This is a genomic window from Marivita sp. S6314, from assembly GCF_023015985.1.
In the GTDB taxonomy this organism is placed as follows: domain Bacteria; phylum Pseudomonadota; class Alphaproteobacteria; order Rhodobacterales; family Rhodobacteraceae; genus Marivita.
Map to the genome: position 1 here is coordinate 153,678 of NZ_JALKAO010000007.1, position 15,957 is coordinate 169,634.

A 15,957-nucleotide genomic window follows, 5' to 3' on the forward strand; every position below is an offset into this window, starting at 1 on the left:
AAGTCAGGCGTATCAGGCAAGGATGGCCGCAAGGTCATCCTGTTTGTCCTGACGGGCATTCATATCCAATCCGCCCTGAATATGCTGCAGATGCAGGGTCACAAGCTCTTCCGCGCGGTCGGGCTGTTGCGCCTTGATCGCGTCAAGGATGTTGGTGTGCTCGTCATCGGAACAGCTTGCCGTGTTGGACGACCCGAACAGGCCGACAATCAGCGATGTGCGGGTCACCAGTTCACGCATCACGCGCGAGATAAACTTGTTCCCCGAAGCTTGCGCCAGCTTGGTGTGAAACTCACCAGAAAGGCGAATGACCTCGGTTCGTTCATTCTTGGCCCGCGCTGCATTTTCCTGATCAAGATGATCCACCAGCACCGACAGATCAATCTGGTCCGAACGTTCGGCCAGTTGCCGGACCAGGGGCGGCTCGATCAGCAGGCGGGCTGCAAACACATCATTGGCCTCGTCCTTGTCCGGACAGGCCACATACGCGCCGCGATTCGATTGCAGATCAATGATTCCCTGACTGGACAGCAAAAGCAGTGCCCGCCGCACACGCATGCGCCCAACGCCAAATGTTTCACACAAACGCGCCTCACTCAGCTTGGTTCGGGGCGCAAGCCGTTGCTCCATCACCGCTTTGTAGATGCGTTCAACGATCACGCTTTCTTCGGTTCCGGATTGAATATCCGTTTCTTTTGCTTCGGTTATCTGCGTGTTCAGGGGCAAATCGACACCTTCCGCGGTTATATTTGGCCGAGTGGCAGCGCATCGCAACCTAACGTCTGCCCAGCTTAAATCCAGTCTTCAGTTTTTGTCGACGAAATCAATAAATATGTTGACAAATATTGTTAACAATTGCTCCCTGACCCTACGGCACGGTCAACATTCCCGTCACGTCGTCGAACAAGAATTGGCGCTGTCAGCGTCAGAACAGAATTCAGCAGGAGTTAAGAATGCAACGTAGATCACTTTTGAAGGCCGCGGTTACGGCTGCCGCCATCACAGCGTTTCAGTCTTCGGCGGCCTACGCCGAAAACCCAGTTCTCAAGATCGGCTTTGTCGGTGTAACAAGCGGCCCGGCGGCGGCCTAGGGTATCTCGAACCAGCGTTCGATGGAAACCCGCGCCGCGTGGATCAACGAAACCGGCGGTTTCGAAATCGGTGGCACAACCTACGACATCGAGATCGTGTCCTTCGACGATCAGAAAGACCCCAAGCGCGCGATCGCGGGCATGGAAAAGATGGCGCAGGAAGGTATCCACTACGTTGTGGGGCCAAACGTGGATGACGGCGCGGCAGCGGTTCGCCCGGTCGCAGAAGCCAACGACATCATGTATTTCCCATATGCGTTCCCGAAGGAACTGTATTCGCCGCCCGCCTCCAACGCGGTTCTGGGCATGATCGCCAACTACCAGTCCGGTCCTGCAATCTATAAGCACCTGATGGAAAACGAAGGCGTCAAAACCGTTGCGTTTATTGCCGCCAACGAATCCGACCCGCTGAGCCAGCGCGACGGTGGTGTTGCCGCGGCCAAGGAACTGGGCCTCGAAGTTGTCTCTGACTCGGTCACCTATCAGGTCGACACAACAGACTTCACGCCGGTTCTGACACCGGTTCTGCGCACCCGTCCTGACCTTCTGGTGCTGTCCGGTGTGTCGCCAGCCAACGCGCCGCAATTGATCCGCTCTGCACGCGAACTGGGCTTTGAAGGTCTGATCTCGACCGAAACCGCACAGGACGCCGGTGTTCTGGCGGAAGGCGCCGGTGATCTGGCGAACGGCTTTATCTCGGTTGGTGGCGCGTCCACACCCGAACTGGCCTCGCCGATGATGAACGAATTCGTCGAGCGGTACACCAACATGTTTGGCGAATATAACGACGAATCCAACACCAAGGTTTACGCGCTTGAGTACATCCTTGAGACGCTGAAGGCGACGCCCGAAGCCATCGACGATGTTGATGCGTTCAAGGCCTCCATGGACAGCTTCTCTGCGCCAAACCCCTACATGAACGGCGACGAGCAGTTGACCTATGTGGGCATGACCTCCTTTGGTCAGAAGCGCCAGATCGCGGTCCCTCTGGTGGTGAACGTCTATCAGGACGGTGCGTTTGAAACGATGTTCATCGCGCGCGTCGACTAAACCACTCAATATGACTGGCTGCTTCCGGATACGTCCGGAAGCAGATTCCTCCGGCAGCACAGACCGGGTTTGCCAAAGAAAGTAAAAGCTCATGGAACAGATATTGGCCAATGGGGTCTATCTGGGGTCTCAGTACGCAATGATCGCGTTGGGATTGACCCTGATTTTCGCCTTGATGAACGTCCTGAACTTTGCCCACGGGCAGATGTATGTCATCGGCGGTTTCGTCACCTATACCTTCTACGGACAATGGGGCGTTCCCTTTGTGCTGGCGCTGTTCATGTCGTGCATGACCCTGGCGGTCATCGGCGCGCTGATTGAAAAATACCTGTTCGCACCTGTCATCAAAGGGTCGTCCCGCGAAGAAAGCACCATGCTTCTCGCGGCGGGCATCGCCTTCCTGCTGGATGCGCTGATCCTTCTGGTCTTTGGCGAAAAGCAGCGCGGTGTGCCCAAGATCGTGGATGGCGTTTTCAACTGGGATTTCCGGCTGATCATGCCCTATGACCGCATCCTGATCTGTGTGCTGGCGATCCTGTCGATCGTCGCCTTTATCGCTTTGATGCAATACACCAAGACCGGCCGCGCCCTGCGCGCGCTGGCGCAGGACCGCACAGCGGCCCAGCTTATGGGCGTCAACGTCGACCGCTACTCGATGATCGGCTTTGCCCTTGGCGCGATGCTGGCGGGGCTGGTCGGCGGTCTGCTGGTCACCATCACCGGGATCAACCTTGGCATGGGGGGCCCGACATCCATCAAGGCCTTCATGATGGTCATGATCGGCGGCGCGGGCGTGATTTCAGGCGCGATCTGGGGCGGCTTCATCCTTGGCTTCCTCGAAGCCTTTGGTCTGGCCTATCTGTCGCAATATGGTGACATCACCTACCTGCTGATCTTCGTCTCTCTCATGATTTTCCTCGCGATCCGGCCGCAGGGCCTGATGGGCAAACCGTGGGGCTGAGCACATGATGAACTTTTCCGCAAAACAAATCCTTGGCGTAGCCGTCTTTCTACTGGTGATCTTTGTCGGCGTGCCGATGTTCATCGCCGCAACCGGCCGCTGGGACTTTTACTTCACGCTGACGTCGGTGGCCCTTCTGGCCATCGCAAGCGCCGGGGTCTGGTTGACCTTTTACATCGGTCGCATCAACATTGGTCAGGGCGCCTTTGCGCTGGTCGGTGCCTATGTCTCGGCCATTCTGGTGGTGAAGGCCGGATGGTCGTTCTGGATATCCCTGCCGGCCGCCGGGCTGTTCGCAGCACTTGTCGCCGTACTTCTGGGCCTGCCGATCCTGCGCCTGCGCGGTGTTTATTTCGCCATGATCACCCTTGTCCTGACGCAGGTGGCCACGCTGACAGCTTTGGCCCTGCCGATCACCAACGGGGCCAAGGGGATTACCAACATCCCACTTCCATCGGGTGTGTCGCTCTTCGGACTAACCCTGATCCCCGATTTCGGTCAGCTTGAGAACACACGCATGGCGTTCTACTTCACCGCCTGCATCCTGATGATTATCACCTACGCCGCGCTTTACCGTCTGGTAAATTCGCGTCTCGGGCACCTGTGCCGGTCGATGCAGCAGAACGAAGAGCTGGCAAGTTCTATCGGCGTGAACATCACATATATCCGCATCCTGATCTTCGCGATCTCCAGCTTCTTTGGTGGCATCGGTGGCGCGATGTTCGGCTCGATTTCGCAGTCGGTTTATCCCGCGACCTTTGTCGTCAAGGACTCCGTGGATTTCATGCTCAACTGCTTTCTGGGTGGTCTGGGCTACGTGTTTGGCCCGATGCTTGGCACGCTGCTGATCTATTTCGGCTGGGACCTGCTGTTCGAATTCGGCAAGTACCAACTGCTGATTTACTCCACCATCCTGATCGTCGTGATCCGCTTCCTGCCTGATGGCTTGCTGAGCATCCGCTTTGGCAAGGGGGAAAAGAAATGAGCGCCCTCCTTCAAATCAAGAACGTCACCAAGAAATACGGTGGTCTGACGGCGAACAATGACATCTCGTTTGATGTGGCGGAAAACGAAATTCTGTCGGTGATCGGACCGAACGGGGCCGGCAAGTCCACCCTGTTCAAGATGATCTCGTCTTTCGTGCCCACCACCTCCGGCGAAGTTCTGTATCGCGGAGAGCGGATTTCGAACCTGAAACCGCATACGGTGGCCCGCAAAGGCGTCGTGCGCACCTTTCAGGAAACAACGATCTTCAAAAGCATGACCGTCCGGGAAAGCGTGGTCGTGGCCCAGCACTTGCGGGCCAAGGCATCTTTGGCGGGCTACTTCTGGGGTTCGAAAACAGCCCGGCAGGACGTTGAGTCCTTTGGACGCTATGCCGACGAACTGCTTGAATTCCTCGGTATGGACAGCATCGCGGATGAACTGGCCAGCAATCTGCCGCAGGGCAACCTGCGCGCACTTGGCATTGCGATCGGGCTGGCCACGGACCCCAAGGTGCTGCTTTTGGATGAACCCTTCGCTGGCATGAACCACGACGAAACCATGCGCATGGTGGATCTGGTCCGGTCCGTGCGGGACGAACGGGGCGTGACGGTCATGCTCGTTGAACACGACATGCCCGCAGTGATGAAAATCTCTGACAGGATTGTCGTTCTGAACTTTGGCGAGAAAATCGCCGAAGGCTCACCGTCGGAAATTCAGAACAACGAAAAAGTCATCGAGGCCTATCTGGGCAGCGCCGACGACGAGATCGGGATGTAAGCCATGACAGTTATGTTGGATTTCAAAGACGTCGAACTTTACTACGATCATGTCTATGCGCTCAAAGGCGTGTCGCTGGTCGTCAACGAAGGCGAAACCGTGGCCCTGATCGGGGCCAATGGGGCGGGTAAATCATCCATCTTGCGGGCCATCACCGGACTGGCGAAACCGTCCAAGGGGTCGGTCACGTTCGAGGGCACACGCGTCGACGGAACCGATCCGTCAAGCATCGTGGAACGCGGCATCGCCATGGTGCCCGAAGGCCGCCGCGTGTTTCCTTACATGTCGGTCAAGGACAACCTCATGATGGGGGCCTTCACCCGCTCCAACAAGGCCGAGATCCAGGACACGCTCGACAGCATCCTGACACGCTTTCCGCGCCTGAAGGAACGGTACAACCAGGCGTCCGGCACCCTGTCAGGCGGCGAACAGCAAATGATGGTGATCGGTCGCGCGCTGATGGCCAAGCCCAAGCTGTTGCTGCTGGATGAACCCAGCCTTGGAATTGCGCCAAAGCTGGTGCAGGACATCGCCCGTTCCATCGTGGCGATCAACCGGGATGAGGGTGTATCGGTCTTGCTGGTGGAACAGAACTCCCGCATGGCGCTCAGCATTTCGAACCGTGCCTACGCCATGGCGACCGGCAATGTGGTGATCGAAGGCAATTCCAAGGAATTGCTGCACGATGACCGTATCAAGGCGGCCTATCTGGGTGGTGACGTTTAAGATGAAAATCCTCGTCGTAAACCCAAACACCACCGAGTCGATGACCCACAAGATCGGCGCTGCGGCGCGCGCCGTCGCGCGGCCAGACACCGAGATCATCGCAACAAATTCGCAAAACGGACCGACCAGCATCCAGGGCTTTCTGGATGTCGCCACCTGCGTGCCGGGTCTGCTGGATGAAGTGGCCCGCCACACCGATGTGGACGCCGTGGTTGTCGCCTGCTTCGACGACACCGGCGTTGACGCCGTGCGCACATTGGTCTCGGCACCCGTCTTGGGCATCGGAGAAGCCGCGTATCATGCCGCCAGCATGGTTGCGACCAAGTTCAGCGTGATCACCACGCTGTCCCGCTCTGTTCCCGGGATCGAAAACAATCTGATGCGCTACGGCCTGGCCCAGAAATGTGCCAAGGTCCGAGCGACCGAGATCCCGGTGCTGAAACTTGAGGATGGCGATCCGGCGACACTGGAAAAGATCAAATCCGAAATCCGCGTGTCCATTGCCGAAGACAAGGCCGAGGCAATCGTTCTTGGTTGTGCCGGCATGGCAGACCTCATGGCAGACCTGAGCGCTGAATTTGGCTTGCCCGTGATCGACGGCGTTGCCGCTGGCATCACCTTTGCCGAAGCGTTGGTCAACACGCGGCTGCGTACGTCCAAAATCGGTGCATATTCCGTCGCCTGACACGGTCGGGCGACACCACATCAGGCAGGCACAGCACCCTGCACGCCTGCCTGATGGCCGCGCAAAGCGCGTTTCAAATGTCAGATGTCTCTTGGAAAGACGCGATCAGGCGGCCTGAACAGCCGCCGATTCCGTGATGATCGTGTGAAGGGTGGTCGAATCCGGATTTGACCGGAGCTTCGCACAGAAGTTTTGATCGCGCAGCGTCCGCGACACCAACGCCAGCGCTTTCAAATGTTCAACGCCTGCATCTTCGGGTGCGAACAATGCAAAGATCACGTCAACCGGCTGACGATCCACGGCTTCGAAATCAATTGGCTTTTCCAGCAGCATGAACACGCCGGACACCGATTGCACACCGTTCAACCGCGCATGCGGGAGCGCGACGCCATGACCAACGCCGGTTGGTCCCAGACTTTCGCGCTCCATCAAGGCTTCAACAGCCCTCTGAGCAGAGATTCCGTAGGCCGCTTCAGCAACGTCGGCGATGTCATGCATCAGACGTTTCTTGCTGGAAACGGTCGTAACGGCCTTTACGGCCTTCGAATTCAACAAATCTGTGAAATTCATGCTCTGCTCACATTGTGGACTTTGCGTCGCCCGTTTTTCTGACCTACGGGTCGATCCAGCCGATGTTGCCATCGTCCCGGCGGTATACGACGTTTACACCGTCCTTTTTGTCGTTGCGGAAAACCAGTACCGGCAGTCCAGCCAACTCCATTTGCATCACCGCTTCACCTACCGTCAAAGATGGGATTTTGGTTTCCATCTCAGCGACGATAATGGGTTGAAGCGACTCGGGTTCCTCTTGATGCGCCTCTGCATCACTGGCGAGGATATAAGAAGAAGCGCCGATAAGTTCAACAGGTTCTGTACGGTCCTTGTGATGATCTTTCAGACGCCGCTTGTAGCGCCTTAACTGCTTGTCCATCTTCTCGCACGCACCGTCAAAAGCGGCGTAGATTTCAGTCGCGTGCGCCTTCGCGCTCGCGTTCAAACCGGTCGACAGGTGGACGACTGTCTCGCAAACGAACTCATGCGCGCTTTTTGAAAAGACGACGGTCGCATCGGTGGGACGGCCTGAATACTTGCTCAGCATCTCCTCCAATTCGGTCTTCACATGGGTTTGAAGCGCTTCACCAATGTCAATTTGTTTGCCGGTTATCTGGTAACGCATAGGGTGTCCTTTTTATTGTTCTAGCCTCGCAGACAAACGCGCCCGGACGGATCCGGTTGCACTGTACAAAGCAAGGAAATCAGGCGCGTTGACTGTAGCGTTCCACGGTCCAGCCAGAGAAGCTGGTTGTTGCGGAACTGACGGTCTGATGAGCCAAGCACCATACCATCATTTCAATCCCGCAACGCGCGTGTGTCAATGACTTCCGTCAAATTTGGCAGGAATTATCCGATGCGGAAACTGTCGCCAAGATAGACGCGGCGCACGTTCTCGTTTCGCACAACGTCATCCGGCGACCCGGACATCAGCACCTTGCCATCATGCAGGATGTAGGCCCGGTCCACGATCTCAAGCGTCTCGCGCACATTGTGATCGGTGATCAACACGCCGATGCCCCGCTTTTTCAGATCGGCCACAAGATGGCGGATATCGCCAACACTGATCGGGTCCACACCGGCGAACGGTTCATCCAGCAGCAGATACTTGGGATCAGCCGCCAGACAGCGCGCAATCTCCACCCGACGGCGTTCTCCGCCAGACAGCGCCAATGCCGGAGCGCGGCGCAGGTGCTCGATGGAAAACTCGCCCAGCAACTCTTCCAGACGTTCCCGGCGGCTGTGCCGATCCGGCTGGCTGATGTCCAGAATTGCGCTGATATTATCCTCGACGCTCATGCCCCGGAAGATAGACATTTCCTGCGGCAGATATCCGATCCCCATCCGCGCGCGCCGATACATCGGCAGGTACGTCACATCCGCGCCATCAATCAGGACTTGCCCGCCTTCGGGGTTCACCAGCCCGGCGATTGCATAAAAGGACGTGGTCTTGCCGCTGCCATTCGGACCAAGCAGCGCCACAACCTCTCCGCGCTGCACCTCCAGCGACACGTCGCGGATCACCACGCGTTTCTTGTAGCTTTTGCGCAAATGGCGGACCGTCAGTCCGCTATTGCCCTCGGTGACCGTCAGGTCCGTCGCGCCCATCAGTTGTCGCCTGACTGGAACACGGTCCGCACGCGGCCATTCATCCGCGCCGTGCCGTTCTCAAGATCGACATCCATGGTGTCAGACACCAATGTGTTGGCCCCTTGCGTCAGCAACACGTTGCCCACCATCCGGATCGTGCCGCGGTTGACCTCGTATTCTGCCGTATCGGCTTCGGCGGCCTGATCCGCATTCACCAACGTCACGCCACCCGTTGCTTCCAAACGTTCGATGCCGGATTGATCCTTCGTGTAGAAAACAAGAACGCGCGGGGCGGACAGGCGCATCTCTCCCTGACCGATCACCACGTCGCCGGTGAACAGGGCCGATCCGTCATTCTGCGAGACTGACAGGCTTTGCGCGCTGACCTCAACCGGCAGAGACGTGTCCTGCTGAACCGCCCCGAAGGCCACTTCGGTTCCCTGTGCCGCCAGGGATGTTGCGAGACCAAGCGCACATACTATCGTCAATACCCGGATCATTGCTCTGCCTCTGATGTCTGCGGGATGTATATCAGATTTACGCCTTCCGTGAAGAGAAGCTGTAAATCGGATTCGGGCCCCATGTCCTCGACCCGCAACCGACCGGCGGTCAGGGTCAATCCGGGGCCTTCTGCCGCGACCGGAGCGGTGCTTTCAATATCGACCCGGTCAATCGCCGCGTTCAGCCCTTCGGTGCGGACGATATAGCCGGAACTGCTTTCCAACACGACGCCGTCACGCAGTTGCAACGCATCACTTCCAGACATTTCGCCCTGCTCTGCATCAATCGTGATGCGGCTGCCCTCGTCGGTATCCAGCACCGCCTGCAAATCGAACACCACCATCCGGGACGGATCATCCTCCCGCGCGCGCGCTTGTCGCGCCGACAGCGTCACCGCATGCCCGCCATCGGTGGTCCCGGCAAAAAACGGTTTGCCAACCTGTTCGCCCTGACTGGGGTCTGCGCCATTGGTCAGAACCGGGATGACCGAAATCGGATCCGGGCTTCTGGAGTACAGAAAAATCGTCGACAGCAGCGCCAACGCCCCCAATGGCAGCAGGATCTTCAGCCAGGCAATCAGGCGCGAATACATGAGGGCCCCTTACCGGGTTCAGGAGTGGGCAAAGATATCGGTCTCCGGCCACCCCATCAGGTCAAGTCTGGCCCGCGTCGGAAGAAAATCAAAGCAGGTCTGCGCGATCTCTGCTCGCCCTTCGCGCTCCAGCATACCGTTGAGCGCATCCCGCAGCTTGTGCAGGTACAGCACATCCGACGCGGCATAATCGATCTGCGCCTGGCTGAGCGTCGGCGCGCCCCAATCGCTGGATTGTTGCTGTTTGGAAATGTCGATGCTGAGCAGTTCCTGCAACAACGCCTTCAGCCCGTGCCGATCCGTGTAGGTGCGCACAAGGCGGCTGGCGATCTTGGTGCAATAGACCGGGGCCGTAACAACCCCGAACGCATGATAAAGTGCCGCTATGTCAAATCGCCCGAAATGGAACAGCTTGAGAACCGATGGGTCCGCCAAAAGCTTTTCCAGGTTCGGGGCAGAGGTCTGGCCCTTTTCAATCTGGACCAGATGCGCGGTGCCATCACCGCCGGACAATTGGACCACACACAACCGGTCGCGGTGCGGGTGCAAACCCATGGTTTCGCAATCAATCGCAACCTCGGACCCCAGGTCCAGAGCGTCCGGAAGGTCACGGGAATACACGTGATGTGGCATGGCGCGCGCTTTCTGCTTGGAACAACGATCCGCAAATAGACCTTCGCAGAATGTGGCGCAACCGGTCCAACTTTGCCCAAGTTTCTCCCGATTCTCGAAATCCCGCCACGATTCGCCCTAATTTGCGTCCAAAGCTGACACGGTCATGTCCAACTTCCGCCTGATATGTTTCAATATGTGTCGATCCGTGATCGGCGAAAAATCGCGTGTGCGCGGACGGCGCGGACGGTTGGCTGGACCAAAAATTCAACTTGACGCGGTTCAAATTGTTTCCACGCCGTGAACGACGGAAATAGAATTGCAAATCAGCTTACGTTTGGTCAATTGTCTCCGAAGCGGAAACAATGAAAAGCTTAATTTACGATTAATTCCAAAGTTGCGTAGAATTTTAGAACAGTTCTCTCATTCTTTTGGAATTGAACTCGTGATTTGATCAGTCCGGTCAACCTTAAACCTGCATCAAGAAAACATGTTAAACCAACTGTTTGAGCCGAAACTCGCCTTTAAGCGGAAGATTGCTCACGATTTGTAAAAAGTGAAGAGAACACGCAGATCGGCCAAAATCGGCTGTCGCGTCGATCTGCCCAGAGGCGAGTACAACATGAGAATACACGCAATAGTTTCCCCCCGTTCTGAAAGTTGACCTAAATGAGGCACATAGTCATAAACAAGCCACGATCTGGCGGGTCACATTCCTGCCATGTTTGAGTTTGGCACTTGGGGGTTGGTGCTTCCATTTTGGAGTTGCGTAAGGTTCGTCTGCTGAAATCTGCCTAGTACTATAAATGTCTGAAAATCGGGAACTTTCCCTTTCACACTGTTTGCGACTTTGCGTGGCAAGCAACCGACTTTTGCATGCCCAAGACAGCTCGGCACCGGACCCCTGCACAAAGGGTCAAAAGGTGTTCCAATGACACTTCACATTCGCCAACCGCTGCCTGGCAATGAAATCGAAACGCTTGTCACCAAGGCGTTCGCGAAACCGGAAATCAAAAGCGTTTATCGCAACTACCTCAAGCGCGGGTTCGATCTTCTGCTCGTCTCGCTTGCGGCTCTTCCGGTTCTCATTGTCCTCGCGGTTTGCGCCATTCTGGTCGCCCGTGACGGTGGATCACCGTTCTACAGCCAGCAGCGTATCGGCCGGTTTGGCAAGACCTTCAAAATGTGGAAACTGCGCACCATGGTTGCCGACGCTGATGCGGCGCTTGAGGCGTATCTTGCAGACAACCCGGCCGCCAAGGCGGAATGGGATCACAACCAGAAACTGCGTCACGATCCGCGCATCACCAAGGTTGGCCAGATCCTGCGCAAGACTTCGCTCGATGAATTGCCCCAGCTGTGGAACGTGTTCAAAGGCGACATGGCCATCGTTGGCCCGCGCCCCATGATGGTCGATCAGCAAGCGTTGTATCCAGGGTCGGCCTACTATGCACTGCGCCCGGGCCTCACAGGGTTCTGGCAGATTTCCGAACGCCACGAGAGCAGCTTTGCGGACCGTGCCAATTACGATGCGGATTACCTGAGCAAGGTAACCCTTGCCCAAGACATCAAAGTGATGTGGAAAACCGTCAGCGTTGTAACCAAGGCCACCGGCTGCTGATCCCTCAGTTTGCGCAGTTGGCCATTGCCGCCTTGCGCAGGTTCTGCATCAACTCATCAATCGCTTTCGCATTGAGTTCGTTGGTCAAACGTCCGTCATCGTCCCACTGTTGAGCTGTCGCAGCAACCAGCACTTCAGGTCCGGGAACGATCAACGGGCGAAACGGCACAAGACACAGCCGTGCCATGTTTTGCGCACGCTCTCCACCGGCCCGACCCGCCGTCGCAGACAAAAGCGCAACCGGCTTGCCGGACCAGGGCGTGCCCTTGGTGCGGCTGACCCAGTCCAGCGCATTCTTCAACACCCCGGAGATGCCCTTGTTGTATTCCGGCGTCACCACCAGCACCGCATCCGCCTCGGAAATCTGGTCGGCCAGTGTCAGGACCGCCGGTGGAATGCCCTCACCGCTTTCCAGATCGCCATCATAAAGCGGGAAACGGATGTCGCCTTCGACGAAATCCGCGTCACCGAACCGCCGGGCCGCTTCCTGCATCAACAAACGGTTTGTGGACGCGGCGCGCAGTGATCCGCACAGCCCGAGTAGTTTGAGTTCAGCCATGGTCTTCTCCTTATGGTCGCGACAAAAACTGGGCCAAAGCGAAACGATGGCAAGAGCCCGCGCAATGACCCACAAAAAAACCCGCGTCCTGAAACGCGGGTTTTTCGATGAGAGTATCGAATAGGATCAAGCGTTCGGCAGAACCACAATCTCAACACGACGGTTCTGCGCGCGGCCGTCCGGCGTCAGATTGCTTGCGATCGGCTGGTCCTCTCCGCGACCGATGCTTTGAATACGGAACGACGGCACGCCTTCGCTCATCAGGATATTCGCAACCGACTGCGCCCGACGCTGGGACAGATCAAGGTTATATCCCGCGTCACCCGTGTTGTCGGTGTGACCCAGCACCTGAACCGTGGTGTCCGGATAGGCGAGCAGGTTCTGACCAACCAGACGCAGTTCGCGCTGCAAATCCGGGCGCAGGCTTGCGCTGTCGGTGGCAAACAGGATGTCCTGCGGCAGGGTCACGATCAGACGATCCCCGGTGTTGCGGATGGTCACGTTGTCATTGCCCAATTGGGCACGCAGGTCGGCCTCTTGCTTATCAAGCTGGTTGCCAATGATCGCGCCGCCGCCGCCACCGATGGCGGCGCCCAGAACCGCGTTCCGACGACGTTCTTCGGGGTCATTGCCCATCAGCGCGCCAACAACGGCACCGGCACCTGCGCCCACCAGAGCACCGGTTTTGGTTTGCCGATTGGGATCATTCGGGTCGGTACAGGCCGACAGAAAGATCGCACCGCACAAAGCTGTGGACAAAGAAAGTTTGGATAGGGTCATAGGTTCGCCTCGTTTAACTGCGCCCGATTGTACGGGTCTCGCTTCTGCTATGCGATAACATACCCGGTTTCAGCCAGATGTCGCGGGAAAATCGGCACCTTTCCGCGCAAAGGGTCTGGTCACACCCCAGCCTCCTGTCGCGCCGCCTCCCACGCCAGAATCGTGCGCTTGACGGGCAGCCCCCAGTGGTACCCGCCCAATCCCCCTGATTTGCGCAGGGCGCGGTGGCAGGGGATCAGGTAACTGATCGGGTTTCTGCCAACGGCAGTTCCCACCGCACGCACCGCCTTGGGATGCCCGATATACTCTGCGATCTCGGAATAGGTGGTCACATGTCCCGACGGGATGCGCATCAACGCTTCCCAGACCTTGATCTGGAACGGGGCCCCGATCATAAAAAGCGGCGTCGGCGCATCCTGCGCGCCAAAGGCGGTATCGACCCAGTCACGCAACCTGTCCGGGTTTTCCTCATAGGTCGCATTGGGCCAACGGCTGATCAGGTCGTTCCACGCATGCTCTTCGGTGCATTCAGACGTGAACCCGATGCCGCAAAGCCCTTTGTCCGTGCCCATGACCAATGCCGGGCCAAACGGGCTGTCGAACCACCCCCAATAGATCGTGAGCCCGTCGCCCTTTCGGGCAAACTCACCGGGGCTCATCGCCTCCCACCGCAGGAACAGATCATGCAGACGCCCCCCACCGGACAGGCCTGTGGAATGGGCCGTTTCCAGCGTCGTGAACCGTTCCGCCAGCAAGGCCTTCGCGTGCCCCAGCGTCAGATATTGCTGATACCGCTTCGGGCTGACACCCACCCAGCGCGAAAACACGCGCTGAAAATGCGCCGGGCTCATCTGGACCGAGGCCGCGAGGTCTTCGAGAGTCGCTTGCGGTCCAAGCGTATCAACCGCATCCAGCGCGCGGCGCATGACGTTGAAGTGATATCCTTGGGTGTCTTCCGCGAGGTTCTGCATGCGTCCGCCCTTTCGTTTCTGTGCACTCAGGGTCTAGCCCATCGAACCGTACCGCTTCGACCCGAAACCTGCGCAAGTTACGCGCTTGCCCCTTTTGGCGCTGATTGGCATACCGCAACCTATGGCCAAACAACTCGACTATCACACCATCCGCGAGATTTTCACACGCTTTCAGGCGGCTGAAGCAGAGCCCAAAGGCGAATTGGATCACGTCAACGCCTATACGCTCGTCGTGGCGGTGGCGCTGTCGGCACAGGCCACCGATGCGGGCGTGAACAAGGCCACCAAAGAGCTTTTCAAGATCGCCGACACACCCGAAAAGATGCTCGCCTTGGGCGAAGAGGGTGTGATCGAGCATATCAAGACCATCGGTCTCTATCGCAACAAGGCCAAGAACGTCATCAAGCTCAGCCGCATTCTGGTCGAACACTACGGTGGCGAGGTCCCCAATTCCCGCGCTGCCTTGGAAAGCCTGCCCGGTGTAGGGCGCAAGACGGCCAATGTGGTGCTCAACATGTGGTGGGGCCACCCGTCTCAGGCGGTCGACACGCATATCTTTCGCTTTGGCAACAGGAGCGGCGTTTGCCCGGGCAAAGACGTGGTCGCGGTCGAACGCGCCATAGAAGATCACATCCCGGTCGATTTTCAGCACCACGCCCATCACTGGATGATCCTGCACGGACGCTACACCTGCGTCGCCCGAAAACCCAAATGCGCGGCCTGTCTGATCCGCGATCTCTGTCAATTCGAGGACAAAACCGAATGAACAAAAAGTACCAGGTTGTCGGCATCGGCAATGCCGTTGTCGACGTGATCGCGCGCGCGGAAGACACGTTTCTGGACCTCATGGGTATTCAGAAAGGCATCATGCAACTGGTCGAACGCGACCGGGGCGAGACGCTGTATGCGGCGATGAAAGAACGCGTGCAGACGCCCGGTGGGTCGGTGGCGAACACGCTGGCGGGCTTGGGCAATCTGGGGCTGCGCACCGGCTTTATTGGTCGGGTGCATGACGACGCCTTGGGCCGGTTCTATGCGGACGCGATGAAGAAAGAAGGCACCGATTTCGTGAACGCACCGGTTACGAGCGGCGAATTGCCGACATCGCGGTCGATGATCTTTGTGTCACCCGATGGCGAACGCTCGATGAACACCTATCTGGGCATTTCGGCCGAACTGGGGCCAGAGGACGTGGCCGAAGATGTGGCAGCAGAGGCCGAGGTTGTCTTCCTCGAAGGCTACCTGTTCGACAAGGACAAGGGCAAAGAGGCGTTCATCCGCACCGCCCGCACCTGCCGCGCGGCGGGTGGCAAGGCGGGCATTGCGATTTCCGACCCGTTCTGCGTCGAACGGCACCGGGATGACTTCCTGGATCTCATTGAAAACGAGATGGATTACGTGATCGGCAACGAAGCCGAAATCATGTCGCTCTACCAGAACGATGATCTAGAGGCAGACCTGAAAGCCGTTGCCGCGATCTGTCCCTTGGTTGTGTGCACGCGGTCGGGTGACGGCGTGTCGATCATCCATAACGGCACACGGACCGATATCCCGGTGGACAAGGTGGTCCCCGTAGATGCCACCGGCGCGGGCGACCAGTTTGCGGCCGGGTTCCTGTACGGTTTGGCAACAGGCCGCGACATGGAGACATCGGGGCGCATGGGCTGCGTTGCTGCGGCCGAAGTGATTTCGCATATCGGACCACGGCCCGAAGCCAACCTGCAGGCCCTGTTCCGCGCCCGCGGATTGATCTGATCGCATTTGGTTAATGCATCTTAACGGTTACCCATGGGTAACCGTTAAACTAGGATCGTTGCGTAGATCGCTCAAGGACGGACTGAGGCCCGGAATTGCCCTAATTCAGGCGGCCCGATCGAACAGCTCGGTCAGAAGGCGGACTTT

Annotated in this window: 20 protein-coding genes; 10 read left to right on the plus strand and 10 right to left on the minus strand. The window is 57.8% G+C overall.

Going from position 1 to position 15,957, the window contains the following annotated elements; translation table 11 throughout:
* Positions 1–12 precede the first annotated feature (12 nt).
* Positions 13–726, minus strand: a complete 714-nt coding sequence (locus MWU54_RS16940; protein ID WP_247086117.1) for a GntR family transcriptional regulator — start codon at positions 724–726, stop codon at positions 13–15.
* Between the two features lie 227 nt (positions 727–953).
* Between MWU54_RS16940 and MWU54_RS16945 the strand changes: the two genes are divergently transcribed.
* The 7 genes from MWU54_RS16945 to MWU54_RS16975 all read left to right on the plus strand — a co-directional run bounded on the left by MWU54_RS16945 (position 954) and on the right by MWU54_RS16975 (position 6,277).
* A complete protein-coding gene (locus MWU54_RS16945) occupies positions 954–1,091 on the plus strand; it encodes a hypothetical protein (RefSeq protein ID WP_247086119.1) in 138 nt (45 codons plus the stop codon).
* A gap of 21 nt (positions 1,092–1,112) precedes the next feature.
* Complete coding sequence (locus tag MWU54_RS16950) at positions 1,113–2,141, plus strand: ABC transporter substrate-binding protein (protein ID WP_247086121.1); 1,029 nt, start codon at positions 1,113–1,115, stop codon at positions 2,139–2,141.
* Between the two features lie 91 nt (positions 2,142–2,232).
* Positions 2,233–3,102, plus strand: a complete 870-nt coding sequence (locus MWU54_RS16955) for a branched-chain amino acid ABC transporter permease (RefSeq protein ID WP_247086123.1) — start codon at positions 2,233–2,235, stop codon at positions 3,100–3,102.
* Positions 3,103–3,106: 4 nt separating this feature from the next.
* Complete coding sequence (locus MWU54_RS16960; protein ID WP_247086125.1) at positions 3,107–4,087, plus strand: branched-chain amino acid ABC transporter permease; 981 nt, start codon at positions 3,107–3,109, stop codon at positions 4,085–4,087.
* Positions 4,084–4,866, plus strand: a complete 783-nt coding sequence (locus tag MWU54_RS16965; RefSeq protein ID WP_247086126.1) for an ABC transporter ATP-binding protein — start codon at positions 4,084–4,086, stop codon at positions 4,864–4,866. Before MWU54_RS16960 ends, MWU54_RS16965 begins: the two co-directional genes overlap by 4 nt.
* A gap of 12 nt (positions 4,867–4,878) precedes the next feature.
* Positions 4,879–5,592: an ABC transporter ATP-binding protein gene (locus MWU54_RS16970; RefSeq protein WP_348647672.1), complete on the plus strand. Its 714-nt coding sequence runs from the start codon at positions 4,879–4,881 to the stop codon at positions 5,590–5,592.
* A 1-nt stretch (position 5,593) separates the two neighbouring features.
* The gene (locus MWU54_RS16975; protein ID WP_247086130.1) at positions 5,594–6,277 is read left to right on the plus strand and encodes an aspartate/glutamate racemase family protein; all 684 of its coding nucleotides are present in this window, start codon (positions 5,594–5,596) and stop codon (positions 6,275–6,277) included.
* 105 nt (positions 6,278–6,382) lie between these two features.
* Here MWU54_RS16975 and MWU54_RS16980 read toward each other — a convergent pair whose 3' ends face one another.
* From MWU54_RS16980 to MWU54_RS17005, 6 genes are all read right to left on the minus strand, one after another.
* The gene (locus tag MWU54_RS16980) at positions 6,383–6,847 is read right to left on the minus strand and encodes a PTS sugar transporter subunit IIA (RefSeq protein ID WP_247086132.1); all 465 of its coding nucleotides are present in this window, start codon (positions 6,845–6,847) and stop codon (positions 6,383–6,385) included.
* 43 nt (positions 6,848–6,890) lie between these two features.
* Entirely contained in the window at positions 6,891–7,454 is a 564-nt protein-coding gene (gene raiA, locus MWU54_RS16985; protein ID WP_247086134.1) for a ribosome-associated translation inhibitor RaiA, read from the minus strand.
* A gap of 224 nt (positions 7,455–7,678) precedes the next feature.
* Positions 7,679–8,437 (minus strand): LPS export ABC transporter ATP-binding protein, encoded by a 759-nt coding sequence (gene lptB, locus MWU54_RS16990; RefSeq protein ID WP_247086135.1) that lies wholly within the window; start codon positions 8,435–8,437, stop codon positions 7,679–7,681.
* Complete coding sequence (lptA, locus tag MWU54_RS16995; protein WP_247086137.1) at positions 8,437–8,919, minus strand: lipopolysaccharide transport periplasmic protein LptA; 483 nt, start codon at positions 8,917–8,919, stop codon at positions 8,437–8,439. The genes lptB and lptA overlap by 1 nt, the downstream gene beginning before the upstream one ends.
* Entirely contained in the window at positions 8,916–9,512 is a 597-nt protein-coding gene (gene lptC, locus MWU54_RS17000; protein ID WP_247086139.1) for an LPS export ABC transporter periplasmic protein LptC, read from the minus strand. Before lptC ends, lptA begins: the two co-directional genes overlap by 4 nt.
* Positions 9,513–9,530: 18 nt before the next feature.
* On the minus strand, positions 9,531–10,145 hold the full coding sequence (locus MWU54_RS17005) for a ribonuclease D (RefSeq protein ID WP_247086141.1): 615 nt from the start codon (positions 10,143–10,145) through the stop codon (positions 9,531–9,533).
* A 910-nt stretch (positions 10,146–11,055) separates the two neighbouring features.
* Between MWU54_RS17005 and MWU54_RS17010 the strand changes: the two genes are divergently transcribed.
* Positions 11,056–11,745 (plus strand): sugar transferase, encoded by a 690-nt coding sequence (locus tag MWU54_RS17010; protein WP_247086143.1) that lies wholly within the window; start codon positions 11,056–11,058, stop codon positions 11,743–11,745.
* 4 nt (positions 11,746–11,749) lie between these two features.
* Here the strand turns inward: MWU54_RS17010 and MWU54_RS17015 are convergent, their stop codons facing one another.
* From MWU54_RS17015 to MWU54_RS17025, 3 genes are all read right to left on the minus strand, one after another.
* Positions 11,750–12,304: an NAD(P)H-dependent oxidoreductase gene (locus MWU54_RS17015; protein ID WP_247086145.1), complete on the minus strand. Its 555-nt coding sequence runs from the start codon at positions 12,302–12,304 to the stop codon at positions 11,750–11,752.
* A gap of 126 nt (positions 12,305–12,430) precedes the next feature.
* Complete coding sequence (locus tag MWU54_RS17020) at positions 12,431–13,084, minus strand: OmpA family protein (protein ID WP_247086147.1); 654 nt, start codon at positions 13,082–13,084, stop codon at positions 12,431–12,433.
* Positions 13,085–13,203: 119 nt separating this feature from the next.
* Entirely contained in the window at positions 13,204–14,055 is an 852-nt protein-coding gene (locus MWU54_RS17025; protein WP_247086149.1) for a methylated-DNA--[protein]-cysteine S-methyltransferase, read from the minus strand.
* A 121-nt stretch (positions 14,056–14,176) separates the two neighbouring features.
* Here MWU54_RS17025 and nth point away from each other — a divergent pair, with 121 nt between their 5' ends.
* Positions 14,177–14,821: an endonuclease III gene (gene nth, locus MWU54_RS17030; protein WP_247086151.1), complete on the plus strand. Its 645-nt coding sequence runs from the start codon at positions 14,177–14,179 to the stop codon at positions 14,819–14,821.
* Positions 14,818–15,810: an adenosine kinase gene (locus tag MWU54_RS17035; protein ID WP_247086152.1), complete on the plus strand. Its 993-nt coding sequence runs from the start codon at positions 14,818–14,820 to the stop codon at positions 15,808–15,810. The genes nth and MWU54_RS17035 overlap by 4 nt, the downstream gene beginning before the upstream one ends.
* Positions 15,811–15,957: the final 147 nt, after the last annotated feature.

Excerpts from the sequence above, each read along its gene's own strand:
- MWU54_RS16945 (WP_247086119.1), top strand. The coding sequence starts at position 954 with ATGCAACGTAGATCACTTTTGAAGGCCGCGGTTACGGCTGCCGCCATC.
- MWU54_RS16950 (WP_247086121.1), top strand. The coding sequence starts at position 1,113 with ATGGAAACCCGCGCCGCGTGGATCAACGAAACCGGCGGTTTCGAAATC.
- MWU54_RS16955 (WP_247086123.1), top strand. The coding sequence starts at position 2,233 with ATGGAACAGATATTGGCCAATGGGGTCTATCTGGGGTCTCAGTACGCA.
- MWU54_RS16960 (WP_247086125.1), top strand. The coding sequence starts at position 3,107 with ATGATGAACTTTTCCGCAAAACAAATCCTTGGCGTAGCCGTCTTTCTA.
- MWU54_RS16965 (WP_247086126.1), top strand. The coding sequence starts at position 4,084 with ATGAGCGCCCTCCTTCAAATCAAGAACGTCACCAAGAAATACGGTGGT.
- MWU54_RS16970 (WP_348647672.1), top strand. The coding sequence starts at position 4,879 with ATGTTGGATTTCAAAGACGTCGAACTTTACTACGATCATGTCTATGCG.
- MWU54_RS16975 (WP_247086130.1), top strand. The coding sequence starts at position 5,594 with ATGAAAATCCTCGTCGTAAACCCAAACACCACCGAGTCGATGACCCAC.
- MWU54_RS16980 (WP_247086132.1), bottom strand. The coding sequence starts at position 6,847 with ATGAATTTCACAGATTTGTTGAATTCGAAGGCCGTAAAGGCCGTTACG.
- raiA (WP_247086134.1), bottom strand. The coding sequence starts at position 7,454 with ATGCGTTACCAGATAACCGGCAAACAAATTGACATTGGTGAAGCGCTT.
- lptB (WP_247086135.1), bottom strand. The coding sequence starts at position 8,437 with ATGGGCGCGACGGACCTGACGGTCACCGAGGGCAATAGCGGACTGACG.
- lptA (WP_247086137.1), bottom strand. The coding sequence starts at position 8,919 with ATGATCCGGGTATTGACGATAGTATGTGCGCTTGGTCTCGCAACATCC.
- lptC (WP_247086139.1), bottom strand. The coding sequence starts at position 9,512 with ATGTATTCGCGCCTGATTGCCTGGCTGAAGATCCTGCTGCCATTGGGG.
- MWU54_RS17005 (WP_247086141.1), bottom strand. The coding sequence starts at position 10,145 with ATGCCACATCACGTGTATTCCCGTGACCTTCCGGACGCTCTGGACCTG.
- MWU54_RS17010 (WP_247086143.1), top strand. The coding sequence starts at position 11,056 with ATGACACTTCACATTCGCCAACCGCTGCCTGGCAATGAAATCGAAACG.
- MWU54_RS17015 (WP_247086145.1), bottom strand. The coding sequence starts at position 12,304 with ATGGCTGAACTCAAACTACTCGGGCTGTGCGGATCACTGCGCGCCGCG.
- MWU54_RS17020 (WP_247086147.1), bottom strand. The coding sequence starts at position 13,084 with ATGACCCTATCCAAACTTTCTTTGTCCACAGCTTTGTGCGGTGCGATC.
- MWU54_RS17025 (WP_247086149.1), bottom strand. The coding sequence starts at position 14,055 with ATGCAGAACCTCGCGGAAGACACCCAAGGATATCACTTCAACGTCATG.
- nth (WP_247086151.1), top strand. The coding sequence starts at position 14,177 with ATGGCCAAACAACTCGACTATCACACCATCCGCGAGATTTTCACACGC.
- MWU54_RS17035 (WP_247086152.1), top strand. The coding sequence starts at position 14,818 with ATGAACAAAAAGTACCAGGTTGTCGGCATCGGCAATGCCGTTGTCGAC.